Source organism: Paraburkholderia sp. SIMBA_030 (assembly GCF_046535245.1).
Lineage (GTDB): Bacteria > Pseudomonadota > Gammaproteobacteria > Burkholderiales > Burkholderiaceae > Paraburkholderia.
In genome coordinates, this window is the sequence record NZ_JAWRXB010000769.1 from 1 (window position 1) to 264 (window position 264).

Sequence of the window (264 nt, forward strand, 5' to 3'; positions counted from 1 at the left end):
CGCGAACTCTAGAGCAGTCGGATAAGAGGTATAACGTGGCCCTGAGCGATTGTACTTATTGATGATTGCTTCATCGAATGCTGGTAGCTGCTTACTCGTAATGCTGCCGCGTGTACTGGCATAAGGATTGTCAGGTTGCATAACAGGGCGCACAGTCGTGGGCGGCTCGTCCGCACGGTTGTAGGGTTGCTGAGTGTTCTGTTCTGAATAGTCTGTCATGCGATATTCCTCGTTTTCACTCTAGATACTGCTGGTTTCTATATG

Annotated in this window: 1 protein-coding gene; it reads right to left on the reverse strand. The window is 49.2% G+C overall.

Annotated features, from left to right (window positions below):
- Window positions 1-219: hypothetical protein (locus SB772_RS42055; protein WP_410838780.1), on the reverse strand; the 219-nt coding region annotated here is incomplete at its 3' end.
- Window positions 220-264 lie beyond the last annotated feature (45 nt).